23 protein-coding genes and 1 riboswitch are annotated in these 17,484 nt (G+C 37.2%); of the genes, 2 read left to right on the top strand and 21 right to left on the bottom strand.

Annotation, left to right across the window (positions count from 1 at the left end; translation table 11 throughout):
- Positions 1-9: 9 nt before the first annotated feature.
- On the top strand, positions 10-306 hold the full coding sequence (locus ABM34_RS04930) for a hypothetical protein (RefSeq protein ID WP_048703917.1): 297 nt from the start codon (positions 10-12) through the stop codon (positions 304-306).
- A gap of 39 nt (positions 307-345) precedes the next feature.
- On the opposite strand, the gene ABM34_RS04935 is transcribed toward ABM34_RS04930, so the two are convergent.
- The 6 genes from ABM34_RS04935 to ABM34_RS04960 form a co-directional block, all read right to left on the bottom strand.
- Complete coding sequence (locus tag ABM34_RS04935) at positions 346-738, bottom strand: DUF956 family protein (RefSeq protein WP_048703920.1); 393 nt, start codon at positions 736-738, stop codon at positions 346-348.
- A 97-nt stretch (positions 739-835) separates the two neighbouring features.
- Complete coding sequence (locus tag ABM34_RS04940) at positions 836-1,747, bottom strand: PTS system mannose/fructose/sorbose family transporter subunit IID (RefSeq protein ID WP_048703922.1); 912 nt, start codon at positions 1,745-1,747, stop codon at positions 836-838.
- A gap of 18 nt (positions 1,748-1,765) precedes the next feature.
- Positions 1,766-2,587 (bottom strand): PTS mannose/fructose/sorbose transporter subunit IIC, encoded by an 822-nt coding sequence (locus tag ABM34_RS04945; protein ID WP_048703923.1) that lies wholly within the window; start codon positions 2,585-2,587, stop codon positions 1,766-1,768.
- A gap of 46 nt (positions 2,588-2,633) precedes the next feature.
- Positions 2,634-3,617 carry a PTS sugar transporter subunit IIB gene (locus ABM34_RS04950; protein ID WP_048703925.1) on the bottom strand — a complete coding sequence of 328 codons (984 nt, stop codon included), beginning with the start codon at positions 3,615-3,617 and terminating at the stop codon, positions 2,634-2,636.
- Between the two features lie 680 nt (positions 3,618-4,297).
- Entirely contained in the window at positions 4,298-5,263 is a 966-nt protein-coding gene (gene manA, locus ABM34_RS04955) for a mannose-6-phosphate isomerase, class I (RefSeq protein ID WP_048703926.1), read from the bottom strand.
- A gap of 30 nt (positions 5,264-5,293) precedes the next feature.
- Entirely contained in the window at positions 5,294-5,941 is a 648-nt protein-coding gene (locus ABM34_RS04960; RefSeq protein WP_048703927.1) for a redox-sensing transcriptional repressor Rex, read from the bottom strand.
- Positions 5,942-6,078: 137 nt separating this feature from the next.
- On the opposite strand from ABM34_RS04960, the gene ABM34_RS04965 reads away from it, so the two are divergent.
- A complete protein-coding gene (locus tag ABM34_RS04965) occupies positions 6,079-7,998 on the top strand; it encodes an ABC-F family ATP-binding cassette domain-containing protein (protein ID WP_048703929.1) in 1,920 nt (639 codons plus the stop codon).
- A gap of 73 nt (positions 7,999-8,071) precedes the next feature.
- On the opposite strand, the gene ABM34_RS04970 is transcribed toward ABM34_RS04965, so the two are convergent.
- The 15 genes from ABM34_RS04970 to ABM34_RS05035 form a co-directional block, all read right to left on the bottom strand.
- Positions 8,072-8,269 (bottom strand): hypothetical protein, encoded by a 198-nt coding sequence (locus tag ABM34_RS04970; RefSeq protein ID WP_048703932.1) that lies wholly within the window; start codon positions 8,267-8,269, stop codon positions 8,072-8,074.
- A 30-nt stretch (positions 8,270-8,299) separates the two neighbouring features.
- Entirely contained in the window at positions 8,300-8,464 is a 165-nt protein-coding gene (locus tag ABM34_RS13170) for a hypothetical protein (protein ID WP_157023222.1), read from the bottom strand.
- Between the two features lie 218 nt (positions 8,465-8,682).
- Positions 8,683-9,696 carry a tRNA (adenosine(37)-N6)-threonylcarbamoyltransferase complex transferase subunit TsaD gene (gene tsaD, locus ABM34_RS04975; RefSeq protein ID WP_048703934.1) on the bottom strand — a complete coding sequence of 338 codons (1,014 nt, stop codon included), beginning with the start codon at positions 9,694-9,696 and terminating at the stop codon, positions 8,683-8,685.
- A gap of 10 nt (positions 9,697-9,706) precedes the next feature.
- The gene (rimI, locus tag ABM34_RS04980) at positions 9,707-10,243 is read right to left on the bottom strand and encodes a ribosomal protein S18-alanine N-acetyltransferase (protein WP_048703936.1); all 537 of its coding nucleotides are present in this window, start codon (positions 10,241-10,243) and stop codon (positions 9,707-9,709) included.
- Positions 10,227-10,949, bottom strand: a complete 723-nt coding sequence (gene tsaB / locus ABM34_RS04985) for a tRNA (adenosine(37)-N6)-threonylcarbamoyltransferase complex dimerization subunit type 1 TsaB (protein ID WP_048703938.1) — start codon at positions 10,947-10,949, stop codon at positions 10,227-10,229. The genes rimI and tsaB overlap by 17 nt, the downstream gene beginning before the upstream one ends.
- Positions 10,950-11,011: 62 nt before the next feature.
- Complete coding sequence (locus tag ABM34_RS04990) at positions 11,012-11,545, bottom strand: folate family ECF transporter S component (RefSeq protein WP_048703940.1); 534 nt, start codon at positions 11,543-11,545, stop codon at positions 11,012-11,014.
- A gap of 61 nt (positions 11,546-11,606) precedes the next feature.
- Positions 11,607-11,703: riboswitch (THF riboswitch) on the bottom strand.
- Between the two features lie 66 nt (positions 11,704-11,769).
- Complete coding sequence (locus tag ABM34_RS04995; protein WP_048703941.1) at positions 11,770-12,513, bottom strand: acyl-[acyl-carrier-protein] thioesterase; 744 nt, start codon at positions 12,511-12,513, stop codon at positions 11,770-11,772.
- Positions 12,513-13,388 carry a 16S rRNA (cytidine(1402)-2'-O)-methyltransferase gene (rsmI, locus tag ABM34_RS05000; protein ID WP_048703943.1) on the bottom strand — a complete coding sequence of 292 codons (876 nt, stop codon included), beginning with the start codon at positions 13,386-13,388 and terminating at the stop codon, positions 12,513-12,515. The genes ABM34_RS04995 and rsmI overlap by 1 nt, the downstream gene beginning before the upstream one ends.
- A gap of 16 nt (positions 13,389-13,404) precedes the next feature.
- Positions 13,405-13,743 (bottom strand): initiation-control protein YabA, encoded by a 339-nt coding sequence (locus tag ABM34_RS05005; RefSeq protein ID WP_048703946.1) that lies wholly within the window; start codon positions 13,741-13,743, stop codon positions 13,405-13,407.
- A gap of 11 nt (positions 13,744-13,754) precedes the next feature.
- A complete protein-coding gene (locus ABM34_RS05010) occupies positions 13,755-14,708 on the bottom strand; it encodes a DNA polymerase III subunit delta' (protein ID WP_048703948.1) in 954 nt (317 codons plus the stop codon).
- 2 nt (positions 14,709-14,710) lie between these two features.
- Complete coding sequence (locus tag ABM34_RS05015; RefSeq protein ID WP_048703950.1) at positions 14,711-15,031, bottom strand: cyclic-di-AMP receptor; 321 nt, start codon at positions 15,029-15,031, stop codon at positions 14,711-14,713.
- A gap of 2 nt (positions 15,032-15,033) precedes the next feature.
- The gene (gene tmk / locus ABM34_RS05020) at positions 15,034-15,684 is read right to left on the bottom strand and encodes a dTMP kinase (RefSeq protein ID WP_048703953.1); all 651 of its coding nucleotides are present in this window, start codon (positions 15,682-15,684) and stop codon (positions 15,034-15,036) included.
- A gap of 555 nt (positions 15,685-16,239) precedes the next feature.
- A complete protein-coding gene (locus tag ABM34_RS05025) occupies positions 16,240-16,527 on the bottom strand; it encodes a YaaL family protein (protein WP_048703955.1) in 288 nt (95 codons plus the stop codon).
- A 2-nt stretch (positions 16,528-16,529) separates the two neighbouring features.
- Positions 16,530-17,129 (bottom strand): recombination mediator RecR, encoded by a 600-nt coding sequence (recR, locus tag ABM34_RS05030; protein ID WP_048703957.1) that lies wholly within the window; start codon positions 17,127-17,129, stop codon positions 16,530-16,532.
- Position 17,130: 1 nt separating this feature from the next.
- Positions 17,131-17,481, bottom strand: coding sequence for a YbaB/EbfC family nucleoid-associated protein (locus tag ABM34_RS05035; RefSeq protein WP_064505401.1), 351 nt, complete (start codon positions 17,479-17,481; stop codon positions 17,131-17,133).
- Positions 17,482-17,484 lie beyond the last annotated feature (3 nt).

Raw genomic sequence — 17,484 nt, forward strand, 5'->3', positions numbered from 1 at the left:
GAGTCAATAATGAAATATAATAAAGATGCTGCTGAAAAAATATTACAACTTACAAATGAATGTTTAGATGATCCTGAAATTTCTAGTGATGATAAATTGAATTTATTACTTGGTGACCTTAATCAGAAAGTTACTTATCAAAAACGATTTAAAAATTCTACTGACTTGCGAAAACAAGTTGGCGCATATGTTCGAAATCACAATTTCCAAATGCCTAAACAGTTAAGTGACTTGCTTGATATACTGAGTGAGGTTAATGCTAACTCAGGTTCAAAGAGAAATTGGTTTGCAGGATTCCAAAATTAAAAGCATTAGTTCTGAGTTTTCAGAACTAATGCTTTTTTGTTATTTCTTTTTCTTACGGTCAAATATAGCCGGTTTAGTCGTTAATCCTCGTTTTACGACTTGCCAGAAGGTTAATGATTTAACTATCTTGTCAGCTGGAATATGTTCTCTGATAGCTCTTAAGACACGCTTAGGGTCTTTTGAAGAGAAAGTAAACATTCCGTTCTTCTTTGTTTTGAGGGCATATCTTGGAATCCATTTACCACCAAACATGATTGAAGCTACTACGTAGTCTACTTGGTCCCATGGAATCTGAATAAAATCCTTTTTATCACGGTCATTGTAAAATTCGAAGGCTTTGTCACCTACCATGATTTTTCCGTAAGTTGTCAATCCTATATGTGAGTTTCCGGCTATTACTAATTCTGACGTCTTGTTTAAAGATTTAACCATTTATATTCCGTCCTTAAATACTCATTTCTAATTTACCTACATTATATACAAAAAAAGATGAACTCCAAAGAGTTCATCTGATTTGTTAACGAATTTATTACATAAGACCAATGTAGTGGAATCCAACACCAATTACGAATAGTCCAAGAATTTGAACGATTGGTGAAACTTTCTTTCTTAATAACCACATACATAAGAATGTTAATAGTAATCCAGCAAGTCCTGGAATCAATAGATCCAAGTTATCTTGCAATGTTGTAACTTTTGAAGCTGTTAATGAAAGACCTTGTGATTGTTGAATCAATGCTTCTTTAACTCCGGAAAGTCCATTTGGCAGGTTAGCCCAATCAATGAACGCACCTTTTTGAAGTTTTGTTGTTGAAACAACCGGCGTGAACTTAACGACAACCCACCGATCAATCAATGCTCCTAAGATAAACATACCTAGAATGGAAGCACCTTTAGTAACATCTTGTAACAAACCACCTGATAAATCTTCAGTGATCTTTGAACCGGCTTTGTATCCGAATTCTTGTGACCACCACATAAATGCCATTCTGATAGCATTCCATGCGACGAAGTAAAGGATTGGTCCCATGATATTACCAGCAATAGCTAATGAAGCAGCTACGGCACCAATAATAGGTTTTACAGTAAACCAGAACACAGGATCACCAATACCAGCCAAAGGACCCATCATACCAACTTTAACACCTTGGATGGCAACGTCATCAACAGGGGCTCCATTAGCACGATCTTCCTCTAACGCCATAGTTACACCTAAGATAGGTGAAGCCATGTAAGGGTGACAGTTAAAGAATTCCAAGTGACGCTTTAATGCAGCGGCACGGTCTTCCTTAGTTGTATATAATTTTTTCAAAGCTGGGATTAATGAATAAGCCCAACCACCGTTTTGCATACGTTCGTAGTTCCATGAACCTTGAATGAAGGTTGAACGCCACCAAACGGACAAACGATCTCTTTTTGATAATCTTACTTGATCAGCCATTGTTATTCTTCCTCCATTTTAGTAGTCATCTATGATATCACCGACTGGATCTCCGGTATTTGAACTTCCGGACCCACCGTTACTTGAGCCTGAACCACCGCTCTTCTCGAGTTTAAGGTAGATAAGTGCAAGTGCTAAACCAATTGCACCAAGACCAATTAGTGTTAATTTGTCGATTGCAGCTAAAACGAAACCAATAGCAAAGAATGGCCAAACTTCACGAGAAGCCATCATGTTGATAACCATGGCATAACCAACAGCAACAACCATACCACCACCGATAGCTAAACCATCAGTAAGCATCTTAGGCATTGAAGTTAACATAGCTCTTACAGGGCCAGCACCAACTGCAAGAATTAATGCTGCGGGAATGGCGATACGCAAACCTTGTAAACAGATAGCGATGTATTGCCACAATTCAATTTTTCTGAAATTACCTTGCTCAGCTGCTCTATCCATAATATGAACAATAGCAGTAGAAATAGTACGTACTAAGATAGTTAATAGTAAACCAGCAACAGCCAAAGGAATAGCAACAGCATAAGCTGAGTTAATACCCTTTGAAGTGAAGTCCCCACCAAGTACTAAGATAATTGATGAAGCAACTGAAGCTAAGGCAACATCAGGTGCAACAGCGGCACCAATATTTGCCCAACCAAGTGCAACCATTTGTAATGTACCACCTAAAATTAGGCAAGGAACCAAATGGCCAGTTACTAGTCCGATTAATGTACATGCGATAACTGGTTGGTGGAAGTGGAATTCATCCAAAATACCTTCCATACCGGCTAGGAATGATACAAGAACGACTAATATTATTTGAATCACGTTTAATTGCATTAGTATTAATCCTCCGTTTTTTATAAAAATACATACCCACTAAATATTACTTGTTTTTCTTATCTAATTCGGCTTGTGCTTTGTTAAGGATGGATTGCATGTTGTCTTTTCCGTCTGTAGGAACTTTACGAACATCAAATTCAACACCAAGATCCTTTAACTTGCCAAATGTGTCGATATCTTCTTGGCTAAATGCCAATACTTTGTTGGGTTGAACTTTTCCTTCTGAATGGGCCATTGAACCGATGTTCAATTCCTTCAAAGGAACTCCACCCTCGATGGCACGAAGGGCATCTTCAGGTGTTTCAAAAAGCAAGAGTGCTCTTTGTCCACCAAAGTGCTTATCATCTTTTGCAATTTTGATCATTTGGTCAATTGGGACAACGTGTGCGTGAACACCAGCTGGTGCTGCTTGTTGAATCAATTTCTTACGCAAATCATCTTTTGCAACAGCATCTGATACAACAATGATACGTGTTGGATTAGTTGTCTTAGTCCAAGCTGTGGCAACTTGTCCGTGAAGTAAACGTGAATCAATTCTGGCAAGAACATAGTTGAATGTACCAGGTTGACCACCATTTTCTTCTTTTGGAGCTGCAGCTGCAGGAGCAGCTTTACTTTCTTCAGGCTCAAGTGATTCAGGACGAACCTTTACCCCATCTTTGGCTGTTTCCAAGATATGTGCAGCAATTTCATGTGCACTATCCATAGATAATCTTGAAGCGTAAGCTTCAATGAGCATTGGTAGATTTAATCCCGCTACGATAGCCCATTTGTCCTTGTGTTCTTCAAACAACCCATTAACTTGGTTGAATGGAGTTCCACCCCATAGGTCTACAAGGAACAATACTTCGTCTTGATTTGAAAAAGTAGCAATTGCATCAAGCAATTTCTTCTTCAAGTCATCTGGGCCCATGTCTGGCATCAATGTAACTGATTGAACGTCTTCTTGTTCACCAAAGATCATTGATCCAGATTGCTTAATACCGTCAGCAAGTTTACCGTGACTAGCAATGACAATACTTACCATTCTTTTACCTCCTATTTATTTTGTTATAGTCGATAAACAACCATAACTAAAATACCACGTTTCTAAGCGTTTAGCGCTCCACATTCCACTAAAAATTCTATTTAGATAAAATTCATAATGAAATAAGTTAAACCGCTACCACTAAAAAAATGGCTGACATATTGTTCCCCCATATTCAAAATCAGGTCACTACGACAATGCCTAATTCTGTAACACAAAAGATCAGTACGCTGAAAAGACAAAACAATTGCTTACAACAACTTTCAATGTGAAAACAAATAGAAATGAGCCAAATATCAAATCTATTTTCACAAAATATTTTTCAAATTAATTTAAGCGTTTTCTTTAGCTTGAAAAAAATATTGTGTTCAAATATGAACAACTTGTCATAATGCAAAAATCGTTTTACCTAAGCTCACCCTTCTTGTGAACCTTTTCATAATATCATTTTTTGACAAAAAAGACAGCAATTTTTGCCCGATTTAAAATCATTTTTAACAATTTTGAAACATTTCTGTAAAAAATAAATACCCAAAATAACGGACTATTATTTCGTTTATATAATGAAAAATGAATTACTAATTTCCGAAAACAACAATTGGTATAGATAGATTTTGAGCATATAAAAAGGCCCAATTTTCCCGATATAGGAAATTGTGCCAAAATATAAATTAATTATCTTATTCTTCACCAGACTCTGAGGCAATTATATCCAGATCGCCATCAATTGTCCATTGATCGACTGTAGCAGGTATAATTAAATGATAGCCCTTCTCCAGTTTGTAGTCATTTCCATCAATTGTAAGAAGTCCACTTCCGTCAATAACTGAAACTAAAGTATACTTACCTATTTCATGATTAAAGACTGCTGGTTCAGCAATTTGCCAGCGATATACTGCAAAATATGGTGAGATAGGTGGTTGAACATAAGTTGTAAACTTATTTTTACCCTCTTCACGCTTTACAATATTCAATTCTGGATCCTTATGTGGAACAGTGATTGTATCCTCAGACTGCTTTATATGAAGTTCACGAGTCTTACCCGTGCTCTTTTGGACACGATCATAATCATACAAACGATAGGTTGTATCACTGCTTTGTTGCGTTTCAAGCGCCATAATGCCAGTATTCAACGCATGCACAGTGCCACTTGGTACATAGAAGAAATCCCCAGTCTTAACTGGAACCTTGCGTAACAAGTCATCCCAGTCGCCTGATTCAATCATCTTATCCAATTCAGCTTTATTTTTAGCGTTGTGACCATAAATTAAATATGATCCTGGTTCGGCATCAATAATATACCAGCATTCGGTTTTTCCTAATTCATGTTCATGCTTTTCAGCATATTCATTGTCAGGATGAACCTGAACGGATAAGTTATCTTCCGCATCCAAAATTTTTGTGAGAAGTGGAAATACTTCACCCTTTGGATTGCCAAACAATTCTTTATTGTTCTTCCAGAGATCATCTACGTATTGACCAGCGAATTGACCATTCTCAACTTGAGAACGACCATGTGGATGACCAGAAATTGCCCAGCATTCACCAATTTTACCTTCAGGTAGGTCATAACCAAATGATTCTAGTTTTCGACCTCCCCAAATTTTTTCATGGAATACAGGTTTTAAAAATAATGGTTCACTCATATACAATATCCCCCAAAAAAATAAATTGAATTATTCGGCGTCTTTTGCGTCACGATCACGATCTAAGAAGAAGATCAATGTTTGTAACTCATTGGCCAAATCAACGTAATGTACACGAATTGAGCTAGGCACATTAATAATAACCGGTGTAAAGTTCAAGATTCCTCGAACACCTGCTTTAGCAAGTTCATCTGCGGTAGTTTGTGCTGCATTAGAAGAAACTGTTAAAATAACTACATCGATTTGTTGTAGACTCAATTGTTCTTTGATTTCACTAATGTCATAAACGGGAACACCGCTCTTAACTGTACCGACGATTGACTTGTCGATATCAAAAGCTGCGGCGATACGAACGTTATTAGTTCTTGAGAAGTTATAATTCAAGAGTGCATTACCCAAGTTACCTACACCAACTAGCGCTACGTTAGTACGCTTGTCTTGGTTAAGTAATTTCTTGAAGAATGCGACTAACTCATTAACGTCATAACCATATCCACGTTTACCGAGTGCACCCAAGTATGAAAAGTCACGACGAATTGTAGCGCTATCGATTTTGATACCGTCAGACAATTCACCAGATGAAATCTTTTGAGTACCTTCATCTTTTAGAAATTGGAAATACCTATAATATATAGGTAATCTTTTAATAGTTGCGTTTGGAACTGTTGTTTTTGTCATAATCCACCACCATGTGCGTGTTTTCACTATTTACTATAATAGATAACCATTGTGAAAAAAGCAATAATTTACTTCAAAAAGCCATGAAAACGACAAAATTCATAGTATAATTTGTGAATACGTAAAGGAGTTATAAATTGATATTATTACAAGCCCAAAATATTACAAAAAATTTTGGAACAAAGAAACTTTTTAGCAATGTAAGTTTTGAAGTTCAAGATAACAGCAGAATTGGTCTAGTCGGAAGAAACGGTGTCGGCAAGTCAACTTTGCTCAAAATTTTGTCAGATCAAGAAAGTTACAACTCGGGAAATATTTCTCTTAAAAAAGATACAAACATCGGATATTTAGCTCAGGATTCTGGATTGAATTCTGATAATCAGATTTTTGATGAGTTAGAAGGTGTCTTTGATTACCTTAAAAAACAAGAAAAACAAATGCACGCTCTTGAATTGAAATTAGCTGATAACACAGTCAGTGACTACGATCAGCTATTGAAACAATACGATCAATTGCAAAATACTTTCCGTCAAGAAAATGGTTACGGCTATCAATCAGAAATCCGCAGTGTACTGAAAGGATTCGGATTTGAAGAGGATGTCTGGGATGCTAAAGTATCCACCCTATCTGGTGGTGAACGTTCTAGATTGGCAATGGCGAAGATGCTTTTGGAACATCACGACATACTTTTGCTTGATGAGCCAACTAACCATTTGGATATTGATACAGTTGAATGGCTCGAAGGATATTTAAAAAATTATCGTGGAGCATTAGTAATTGTATCCCATGATCAATATTTTCTTGATAAGGTTGCTACAGAAATTGAAGAAATTAATCAACATTCTGCGACCCACTACTCAGGAAATTACACATTCTATCTTCAAGAAAAGAAAAAGAATCAAAGTGTTGCCTGGAAACACTATGAAGAACAACAAGCTGAAATCAAGAAAACTGAGGAATACATTCAAAAGAACATCGTCCGTGCTTCAACGACTAAGATGGCTCAGAGTCGTCGTAAGAAGTTAGAGAAAATGGATGTGCTCGAAAAGCCAGGTAGTGACCAAGGTTCAGCCCACTTCTCCTTCCAAATTGACAAGGAAAGTGGAAACGACGTTCTATTGATTTCAGATGCTGCTATTGGATATTCGAAGGATGAAGTCATGTCCTCACCAATCAATCTTGACGTTAAAAAAGGAGAACGTGTTGGTATTATCGGACCAAACGGTATCGGTAAATCAACCTTGTTAAAAACTATTCTTAACAAGACACCGCTACTTGCCGGAACTTATCAGTTTGGTGCCAATGTCCAAACTGGTTACTATGATCAGGATTTGAAGGATTTGGATCCTAAAAAAGACGTTCTACATGAAATCTGGGACAGACATCCCCTGCTTGATGAACAAATTATTCGCAACATTCTAGGTTCATTCCTGTTCAGTGGTGATGATGTTCTAAAACCTGTTGCAGGCCTTTCCGGCGGTGAAAAAGCCAGACTGACACTAACCAAACTCTCGATGGAACATAACAACTTTTTAATCATGGATGAGCCAACTAACCATTTGGACATCGATAGTAAGGAAGTTCTGGAAGATGCCCTGAAGGAATTCGCCGGAACAGTGTTGTTTGTCTCTCATGATCGATATTTACTGAATACACTAGCTGATAGGATTGTTGAGATTAGTCCTTCTGGTAGCAAAGTTTATCTTGGTGACTACGATTATTATCTTGAGAAAACTACTGAATCTGAAGATAGTGATAGTTCTACTCAATCTGGCGAAAGCAATGTCAGTGAGAAGAAAGAACAATACCAACAGTCCAAGGAGCAGCAGAAAGCTCAACGTAAGCTACAACGTGAAGTTGATGATCTGGAAAAGCAAATTTCAGAATTGGATGAAAAGAATAAGGCTATTCAAGTTGAAATGACTAAAGATGAGAACCTTACTTCTTATACCAAACTTGGTGATTTGCAGAAAGAACTTGAAGAAAATAAAGCTAAACAAAGTGAATTAGAAGATGCCTGGACTGAGAAGTCTATGGAGCTAGAAGATATGCAATAAAGTAAAAGCAGACCAACAATATCGTTGATCTGCTTTTTAATTTGTTCTTAAATGATTTTCACGCTTTTACTGATTACTTACTGACTTTCTTCAAAATGGATCGAAGAAAGCTAGCAATGATTAATAAAGTCCAAATGATGATATTCAAAGTGCTAAAAGTAAAAGTCATACCGAAAAAGTCTGTATTAAGTAAATCGGTCAATAAAATCAATATTAGAAATAATGACAATATGAAATTACCGTCTTTGTAGAATTTATTATTAAATTTCATTGTTATCCTCCATCGCGCCCACTAAAATTATTATTTACAATCCTTACCAACGGTTCTTAGTTGATTCGCTAACGCTCCTCCAAGGGCAACGTATACATTTCCTGATAATCCGTATCCAGTAGCAGCACCTTCAGCTGCATGCCAGTATGAATTTACTATACATCTGCCTAAACTCTCTCGTCCACCGTTAATCATAGATAATTTTCCCTCAGATATTTCGCATTATACCAAATTCATGTAATTCTCCTCTTTTTCAATTTAATATTAGATTAACGTAAATATTCAAATAATATTACAACCTATCCTCAAATGATAATAACTTATCCTAACTTCCAACGTGAATGTCCGATTAACAATTAATCAAAAAAAGCTGATATAGAAACATTTCAAAAATGTCCTATATCAGCTTTTTTTTAGAAATCTAAACTTGGATCTGCATTGACTTTCAAGTCAGCAAAATCTTTTTTATCATATTGAATTTGGGCGATGGCACCAATCATAGCTGCATTATCACCACATAATCTTAGTGGTGGAAATACTAATTCGATGTTGTCATTTCTCTTAGCAATTTCGTCTGCCAATCGTTTGCGTAGTCCTTGATTAGCGGCAACCCCACCGGCAACGATTAATTGCTTAACTGGATGGGTTTTGATTGCTCTGAAAGTTTTATTAGCCAAAATATCTAGCACGGAGGCTTGGAAACTAGCTGCTAAATCTTCTTTATTCAAATCTTCGTGAACTTGGTCTGCGTGGTGAACTGTATTGATGAATGCACTCTTCAAGCCACTGAAACTGAAGTCCAGGTTATCTTCTTGAACCATGGCTCGTGGAAAATTGAACGTGTCTTTGCCAATTCCAGCTAGACGGTCAACTTCTTTTCCAGCAGGATAATTTATTCCTAAAACACGACCTATTTTGTCATAGGCTTCACCGACAGCGTCGTCTCTTGTGTCACCGAGAGTTTCAAACTCACCTGGCGCTTTGACATAGACGATTTCTGTATGTCCACCGGACACCAATAAAGCCATGAATGGGTATTGGAGATTTGTTACGAAATTAGCTGAATAAATATGTCCAGCCAAGTGATTGGACTTGATCAATGGCAAGTCATGAGCGAATGCAACTGTCTTTGCTGCCATAATACCGATTAGCAGTGACCCTACTAATCCTGGCCCATATGTTACTGCAACGGCATCTAAGTCATCATATGTGACTTCTGCTTCATCCATTGCCATTTGAATACATTGGGTCACTTCTTCAACGTGGTGTCTGCTGGCAACTTCTGGAACGACTCCACCAAAACGTTGATGACTCTTTATTTGTGTTGCAATGATGTTAGATAATATCTCTTTACCGTTTTTGATAACAGCGACACTAGTCTCATCACAGCTACTTTCAAAAGATAATATTAATGTATCTTTTTTCAAAATAATTCCCTCACAACTCAACCACCATTTCTAAAGCATCGTGGTGATTTCTATAATAGTATTTTTTATGCACGAGTCTAGTCTCAAACCCAAATGCTTCATACAAATCAATCGCAGCATCATTGGTAATATCTACTTCCAATGAAACTCGATTGTAATCGTATTTACGACTAAAATCGATTACCTGATTTAATAATAAATGTCCCAACCCGAATTTTTGGTGATCTGGTGAAATCGCAAAATTGGTAATATGCGATTCTTTGCCCATGTTCATAGCCAAACCGATGAAGGCTACGACTTTGTCGACGTCTGACAGCACCAAATAAAGCGCACTCCGATTCCTTATTTCTTGGAGAAAAATGTCTGATGTCCAAGGTGCTGGTGATCCGTATATTTGTTCTTGTATGTTCATGAGATCTTCTAGGTCATCGGGAATCGCTTTGCGTAGGAGCAATTCGTGATCGTTAATGGTGACATATTTATTTTCAAATGGGTACTTTTCGGTCTCATCTTTTGGCCATACGGCCTGTTTAAATTTCTTCCACATAAGAAATATTACCGTCTTCCTTGTGTCCCTTTTTAATCCAGTCATGTTCTGCTTGTGTCAATCTGAGGTAAGTTGGTACAAATGCGTTAACATCCTTGACTGGTGGTTCATTTACTGCCGAATCAGCTAATTTAACCGCATCTGGCAGGCTTTCTTTGGTCATCAAAATATTGGCTTTTGGAAAACGTTGCTTGATTAATTCTGCCAAATGGTCGCTGACATTAACAAATTGCATATTTTCTTGATCATAGTTTTTGACCAAGTCGAATAAATCATCCATTGCAATATGTTGATCAGGAATTACGTCGACAACCTCACCTGACTTTTTGATGTAAGCTCCGGCAAATGCGTTGTCATTTCTGGCATCCTCAACTGCAACGACTAAATCACCTTCCGCACCATTGGCAGCTAACAAACGTAAACTTGAAATTCCAACTAATGGCTTATCGAGTGTGAAAGCAAGCGTTTTTGCGACTGTGACTGCAATTCTAACTCCAGTATATGAACCAGGCCCGTCGGCGACGGCAATTTTGTCTATATCGTTGATATCCAAATTTGATTTTGCTAGTGATTCTTGAATGTCTGGCAATAACGATACACTGTGAGTTTTCATTTCAGTCGAATCCATTCGAGCTAAAACTTTACCATCCTCGACCACAGCAACTGTTAATGGCTTATTTGATGTATCAAAAGCTAATATTTTCATAATTTTATCATTCCTCAATAAAGGTATTCTACCACAAGTGTTTCACGCAAAAAAAATAGGCCCTAATGACCTATTTTGTTGAATCGCGATTTGCTTATCCATTTAAGGATAATGTATAGAAGTCCTGTTTGATAAACTAATTCGATTGCTTCTTTTGGCAACCTTGTCATCAGCATCACGTTGTATGGCGCACTGGCCAAAATGCTGACCCATAATGTGTTCATTAAAGTGTTAACAACCACAGTAACTAAAAATACTGCAAGAAATACATTTAGCACGGTCACCTTTCGATTATGTAGCAAATATCCATAAATCAAACCGGTGATGATTGCTGAAAGCGTGAATCCGTAGAAATAAGTTCCCCCAGTGGCAAATACTGTGTTACCAATTAAATCTGCGACTGCATTGGCAATTGCTGCCTTATACGGTCCGAAGTAATACCCCATCAATCCAATGGCGATAAATGTGAAACTTACCTTCAGAATGTTGGTACCAGGTGAAAACTTACTCAACACCATCTCAAACGCTATCAACAATGCCATCCACGTTAATTCGTGAACACCTATTGCTGTACTGCTTCCTTTACTTCTGTTCATTTTGACATCTCCCAACGGAGCTGCCACAAAATATAACTAGAATATGGCAATTAACTATATATGTGGCGAATGCGGAAACAAAACCGCGGGGACATCCCCTTTGTCCGGTGTTCACATTCCGTTCCACCAGCACTTAACGCTTTGAATCCTACCCCAAAAATTTTTAGTACATTTTTTATACTAGCACAAACTATCACACAGTCCCAAACGATAAGTTCATCGAATTACTTGTTTTCCCAAACAAACTTAGCAATAACATTTAATTCATCACCATTTTCGATCCAGTGAGTAGTAGTTAAGTCATCTTGTTTAACAAAAACCTCAGGCTCACTTTCAAGCTTCAATTCCTTTTCGTACTTAATATCCATTGATTTAATACGATGTGTAGCAATGAATTCGATGTCCAAAGAATCAACCATCCAATCAAAATAATAAGTATTATTCACGTGACGATTAACATCAATATTATAGTAACCAATATGCTGCGGATTCTTTGAATCAAACGCATCAGGTGCCTTCAATCGTGCAAAACGCTTAATTTTGTTAGTCTGACGTGATCCAAACATGTCTTGGAGATTGTCAGCTGCACTAACAATTTTGCGTTTATTAATATCAATAATTACAAATGCAGATTCAAGTGTAACCATTCTATTGCCATCCATATCGTCAATCCAAAAATCACGATAAAAGAAAAATTTATTATAGCTGGTAGCTCGAGTACTAACTTGTAATTTTTGTCCTACTTCGGGCATTTTATCAATATCCATGTGGTATTGAGTAACAACCCAGCCTAATCCTCGTTTAACCATAGAAACACTGTCAGCATTTTTTTGCTTCAATTGGTTTTCTGATGCTAATAACATCACATCCAAAAGAGCAGATATCTTAATATCTCCTGTGAAGTTAGATAAGTAAAACGGAAAAGCCGATTCTTCAGTATAAATCTCAGCTTGTTCTTCTTTATCCATTAATCGGTACTCCCCTCAATGTTGTGGTATAAGTTGTAAACTTCTTGTTTCTTCAATTCGTTTTGTGCAGCAATTTCTTTGATAGCTTTATTAGGCTTATTTCCTGCCTCAATCAACCTATCCACTGCTTGAATAATTTGGCCATCACTCATAGTGTCGGACTGGACTTCAGGTTTTCCCGCGATAATTAAGACATACTCACCTTTAGGTTCATTGTCCTGGTAATATTCAATTACATCAGCAAGGCTTCCACGTAAAAAAGCTTCATGTAATTTAGTCAACTCACGTGCTAAAGTAATTTGTCTATCAGCACCAAATTTTTCTGATAAATCATCCAACGTTTTTTTCACACGATATGGTGATTCGTACACAATGGTAGTCTCTTCTCTATTGGCCAAATTAACTAAGGCTTCCGTGCGTTCCTTACCTTTACGTGGCAAAAATCCGAAGAAATAAAATGGCTGTGGACTAATTCCTGATGCTATCAAAGCCGTGGTAGATGCAGTCGCACCAGGTAGTGGGACAACTGCGATTTCAGCCTTGATGGCAGCTTTAACTAATTCTTTTCCAGGATCACTAATTGAAGGAGTACCGGCATCACTAACTTGAGCGATGTTCATACCCTGATTCATTTTCTCAACTAATTCAGGAATTCGTTGAGCCGTATTGTGTTCGTGAAAACTAATTAAATCTGTTGTTATTTCAAAGTGGTTGAGTAAATTCTTGGTATTTCTTGTATCCTCAGCAGCCACTAAATCTGCATCTTGCAAAGTTTGAACTGCTCGATAAGTCATATCGTTTAAGTTACCAATTGGTGTAGGCACTAAAAAAAGGCAGCCCTTCGAATTATCAACAAAACTTTTTTGTTCTTTCATTCAAATTGCTCCCCTACTATTGTTTTTTATCACGTTTACCATAAATAACGTCTAAACAAAACATACAAGGTTCATCATGATGTGCCCCATAAAATTGCTGACATACATGAAATCCCTTCTCGTATAAGTCTTCGAGGTTTAAACGTGAACTTGGTAAATCGTTTGGATCAAAATCTTTTCCTCCGTCAGTATCTTTCTCCAGACGCTTACGAAGATTTTTGTTTTCAATTTTGAGTTCTTCATTTTCTTCTAAACTTTTTGATAATTTTTCTTTCATTGAAGCCATTTGCGAACTCAAGTCATTCAATTTGTTCGATATATTTTCGAACTCACTATATAAATCATTTTCTGCCATAACCGTACCCGCTAATTCACATATTTTAATGATAAATCTTCTAGGATTGCCTGAAATGCGACATTACTTTTCCACATTTCTTCTGCATGAAATAGTTCTTCAGAAAACTTTACGATGGTGGGAATACTCTTATTTGACAAGACATCCCCATCAATCAATTTTGCATCTCTGATTTTGTACCTAACTGATAATATATCACTAAAAATTTGATTCATCATATCAAAATAAAGTTGTTGGTGATTTTTGTTCTCAATCAGTGGCATAATATCCGTCTGCACATCAATGTAGCTATCAGCTTGACCGCCATTACAACGTTTCAACCATGTTATCACCGCCGCATGCAGTGCTTGATAATTATCCCCATTCATTGTTAACAAATTTTTCACATCAGATATGCTCAGTGCCAACTTTGCTGCAGCATCTTTATATCCTAATTTTTCTAAATCAGTTATCTCATCTGAATTACTTTGATTGGATAGGTGAAATATTTGAACTCGTGATTGGATTGTTGGCAATACTTGTTTGGAAGAATTGCACAACAAGATGATCATCAAATTGCCTTCTGGCTCCTCGATGGTCTTCAACAAATTGTTGCTGGCAGCACTGGTCATTTTCTCGGCCTCGTTTATTATCAGAACACGACGATTACCTTGTGTTGCTGTCATATTTGCTTCTTTTTTGAAATATTTAATATCATCTACACCAATACTTTGCTTGTCGGTGGTAATTTGCAAGACATCAGGATTATCCCCCAATGCGATATTTCTACAACGCTGACAAGTTTCATCTGGCATTCCATCCTGGAGATTTTCGCAAAACTGCGTTTGTGCCAACCAAATTGCGACTTGATTGCGCACATGTGATGATGAACTATCGATCAAATATGCGTGACTCAACATATTTGACTGAATAATTTTTTTGAACTCGGAAATTACTTTCGGTTGCTCTTGCTTAATGTCTTCCATTATTAAAATCTCACGAATTTATCGACTGGCAAGATGAAACAAGTTGCTCCACCGACTTGAACTTCGACGGGATCACCAATGCCACTTTCTGGCAACACGAATGAGGATGTCACATATTGTGTTCTTGTATGACAAGCTGACTTAATTACTTCTAAGGCTGCATCGATTTTTTCTTCTTCAACACCCATGATAAAAGTTGAGTTACCTGATTTTAAGAAACCACCTGTTGATGGTAGTCGTGTAAATCTGAAACCGTCTTTTACTAACTTAGTTTGTAGTTGTTGGCTATCCTTGTCTTGTACGATTGCTAATATCATTTTCATAATTATTGACCTCCGTTAAACACATTTGGGAATCTTTTTTGCATAGATTTGATTGCATCTGAAACCACTTTATCAGGTGCTTGATTGGCATCAATAGTTTGAATACGCTCTGGATTAGCTTTAACTAGTTTGAGATATGAATCATGTACTCGCTCATGAAAGTCAAGTGATGCCTTCTCTAAGCGATCCATCGCTTCTTGATGATCTTTTCTAATTCTGCTTAAACCAACTTCTGGAGAAATGTCGAAATAGATTGTCAAATCAGGTAAATGTCCATCGATAGCAAAATCATTGATGGATGCCACTTCTTTTTCACCAATTTCACGTCCACCACCTTGATAGGCAATTGAGCTATCAACGAAACGGTCGCTTAACATGATTTTCCCAGCATTAAGAGTTGGCAAAATGACATCGATTAGATGTTGACGTCTAGCAGCAGCATATAATAGTGCCTCTGTCCTGTCATCCATTCCTTCTTCATTGACATCTAAAATGATATCACGAATTTTTTCGGCTATAGGACTACCACCGGGTTCCCTTGAGACGACAATTTCTTGCGTTGTGAGGGCTTTTAGTTTGGGTAGTAGACTATTTAGTGCGGTGGTCTTTCCTGCGCCGTCTGGGCCTTCAAATGATATAAAAATTCCTGGCATTTTTTATCTCCTAGTTAGTTATGGTTTATTTTACTTGAGGTTGGGGGTTGAGACAAATATGTAGGCTTTGGGCGGTTCACTGTCGATTCCGGAAGGAAATCGATTTTTTGGCTGGAACGTACTGGACACGATTTGAAACCATCTCACAGTTCGAGATGTTTCCAAACTCGGTCTTTGAGGTAAGTCGGGATAGTTCCCCGACTAACTCAAATTTCAGTACTGAGCCAAAATCGATTTCCTTCCTCCATCTGTGTTCCTCAAAACTTATTTGTTTGTGGGTTTTTGGTTTCTCAAATTTTTCCACTATGAGATGTTTTCATTTTTCCTGTGTTCACTTGTTTTGAAGTTGACCAGTAAAAATCAAATGATTAAGTTCAAAATCTTGGTGGTTTTCTCTGCGGTACTCTATCCAACAGATTTTTGGATCTTACTAATGGAAAAATTTATTTCTCTCATTTTATTTTATTCCCAAACTGTAAAACAATAGGTCGAAAACAAAAATGTTTTCGACCTATTTTATTTCGTGTTTCTTTATACATTCTTGTTAATTATCTTTTACCAGTGTTTCTCGGCAGTGTTTGGTTGGCTTAGGAATGTATCTTCATCACCGAATATTATATTTGTTGTTTCACGCGCTTGAGTTTTTCTTCGGCGTGCTTCTAAATATAAAAATTGGTATTTTAACATTTCTAGGCGCAATTTTATTCTGGTTTCATCGGATACTTCTAATGAATTATCTACCAGTTTTTGTAAGTTGTTTGCGCGTGCTTGGATTTCTCGGATGTCGTCTAATAGACGGTTGTCTTCGATTTTTTGCACGTTTACTTTTTTTCTTCCAAACATGTTTATATCTCCCTGCGTCCTAATACTGCACTCTTTAGTGTCATTTCGTCAGCGTATTCAATATCAGATCCTACTGCTAGTCCTCTGGCTAATCTTGTTACTTTGATGCCAGCTGGCTTAACTAATTTGGCCAAATATTGTGCAGTTGCTTCTCCGTCTGGAGTTGCGTTGGTAGCAATGATTAATTCTTTGACTGCCTTATTTTCTCGTAGACGGTTTAGTAGTAATTTTATGTTCAGATTCTCAGGGCCGATTCCGTCGACTGGTGATAATACTCCACCTAATACGTGGTATAAGCCATTATAAGCGTTCATGTCGTCGATTGATAAAATATCTTTTGGTTGTTCGACTACTAGTATTGTGGATTGATCTCGATTTGTATCACGACAGATTGAACATGTTTCTTCTGTTGTGATATTTCCACAAATCGCACATGACCTCAAATCAGTTTTGGCAGACATTAAGTTGTCAGAAAACTCTTTGACGTCATCTTTATCCATACTTAGCGTATAAAACGCCATCCTCGTTGCAGTCTTACGTCCAATTCCTGGTAATAGCATGTAACTATCTATTAATTTCGTAATTGGTTCAGGGTAATTCATTCTACATCAATCCATTCAAGCCGTTGCCACCAAGGCCACCAGCGTATTGACCGAGTTTTTCTTTTTGATCTTCTGTCATTTTATCGTTGGCATCATTAAAAGCCATGATAATCATGTCTTGCAATGTATCTGGATCATCTGGGTCAATCAACTTGTCAGCAATCTTCAAATCAGTAACTTTTCTTTCACCATTCATCTTCAAAGTTACTAATTCGCCAGCTGCCTTACCTTCGTACTCGGCATTCTTAATTTCATTTTGTGCTTCTGTTACTTGTTTTTGCATCTTTTGGGCTTGGCGCATTAAGTCTGCCATATTTCCACCCATATTTCCAAAATTAGGTCCTTGAGCCATAAT

Origin of the sequence: Companilactobacillus ginsenosidimutans (assembly GCF_001050475.1) — a bacterium.
GTDB lineage: Bacteria > Bacillota > Bacilli > Lactobacillales > Lactobacillaceae > Companilactobacillus > Companilactobacillus ginsenosidimutans.